The organism is Bacillus sp. AFS017336 (assembly GCF_002555445.1).
Classification (GTDB): domain Bacteria; phylum Bacillota; class Bacilli; order Bacillales; family Bacillaceae_G; genus Gottfriedia.
On sequence record NZ_NUCO01000049.1, the window covers coordinates 1 to 1,851 of the forward strand.

The window sequence follows — 1,851 nt, forward strand, 5'->3', positions numbered from 1 at the left end:
AGGCTGTTTTCGTAAACTTTGTGGCTTTATAAAATAATGAATTATTAAAGGGAAAAAATGTTAAGTGTAGAATAATTATCATTAGTCCTTGTTCACCTAAATGGCAGGTTAGTGCAATAAGGATTATCTGAAAATCATGCGAAAAAGGCAAAATTCCCCCAAGTTACAGAAACTGATGGTTATATCTATAATTAATTTATAAATTTATCAAGAAGGAGAAATTTAATGTCAAAAAAGATAATAAGTGTCTTAGTTTTAATTTTAATATTCGTATTTGTTAGTCATTACTACTATGTACATTCTTCAACCAAACGGGTTTTTGAAGCTCAAACACAACTAAAACCAATAAACTATATTGATACAATTTATAAAAACAATGATGCTTATATTTTAGCAATGAAAGATAAAAGGAATGTTTATGCACTATATCTCCATAAGAACATCTTCGGTTGGAGAGCAATACATGGGGTGGGTGCTGAAATGAAGTTAAATAGTGAAGGTGGACTTGTAGTTGGCAATAAAGAACAAATAAGTTTTGGTATTATAGACCAAAGTGTTAAGGAAGTAAGATTAGAAAGAAAAAAATTACCCCTCATAAAGTATAGTGAACTCAGAATTTGGTATAACATTGCTAAACCAAATCAAAATCAATTAATACAAACAAGACCATTAATAATTTATAAGTAATTTAAGCTATTCAACTAAAGCATGCGTTAGTTGTCATATCAATTGATATGGCTTTTTTGCTCCAATTCAACTAATTTATACTTCTCGTAAATACTTAACTGTAATGTAATTAGGATTTTGACAGGAACCTAACATCATACCCTTTACTCTGTCCTTAGTAGTTAACTTCTTATTTTGTTGTAAGAATTTGAACCAGTATAGGTAGTTGTCGAGATATTTAGTGGCTACTCCTTGAAATCTATCCATCCAATCCCTAAGACGTTTATGAAAGCTATTAACATGTTGAACATGGTATATGCCCTTTTTTACATACCCTTCTTTACTCACATTAATTGTTTCGTGTTTTAGACCTTTATCCAATGCAAACTTTTTATAGTTTGTAGCAGTATCAGTGCATAACAAAGCAGAGGGGTCTATATACTCCCCAATTACCGCATCTATTTCTTCTGCTCGGACACGACCACGACCAGCTTTTCTAACAACTACTTGACCATTACGGTCTTGTGCAACTACAACTGCAATTTTTAGACTACTTATACCTCTTTTTGGGTCTCTTCCACCACGTTTTTTGGGGTCTCTGCCTTCTACTTTACGTCCTTTAAATGACTCTTTGTAAAAGGTATCGTCACTTTCAACGATTCCCTTCAAACCTTGAAATCCTAACGAGCGCAAAGCAAATAAAATCTTGTGCCTCCAATAAAAACAAGTTGATATGTGGATTTTAAGCTCTTCAGCAATTTTTGGTAAGGTGAATCCTTCAATCATCATACGAAAATATTTAGCCCATTTCCCAAGATATCGTGAACCTGAAATCGGGGTATTTGTTAAGTCATTAAATGACTTGCAGCAATCATGACAATAGTAACGCTGTCTCCCACGATATTTTCCGTTTCGCTTAACCTTTACACTTCCACAATGAACGCAACCAAGACCTTCGCTAAAGCGAGTTTCTCTAATAGTAGTGTATGTGTCAGCTATTTCTTCTTCATCATTAGAGAAGAACTCTGTTTTTAAGCGATTGAATAACTTGATTTGGTCTTGTTTTGATAAATCAGTGAAATCAGCATAAACATGTTCCATCATTGAAAAGCACCTCCCAAACAAGTATTTTAGCACCCTTTAGGAGTATGGTCAAAATAGCAACAATCTATGCGAAAACAGCCT

2 protein-coding genes are annotated in these 1,851 nt (G+C 33.3%); one reads left to right on the plus strand and one right to left on the minus strand.

Translation table 11 applies throughout. The features are described from left to right. Positions 1-225: 225 nt before the first annotated feature. Positions 226-687: a hypothetical protein gene (locus tag CN601_RS21755; protein WP_098172340.1), complete on the plus strand. Its 462-nt coding sequence runs from the start codon at positions 226-228 to the stop codon at positions 685-687. 75 nt (positions 688-762) lie between these two features. On the opposite strand, the gene CN601_RS21760 is transcribed toward CN601_RS21755, so the two are convergent. Beyond that, positions 763-1,770, minus strand: a complete 1,008-nt coding sequence (locus tag CN601_RS21760) for an IS1595 family transposase (protein WP_098172341.1) — start codon at positions 1,768-1,770, stop codon at positions 763-765. Positions 1,771-1,851: the final 81 nt, after the last annotated feature.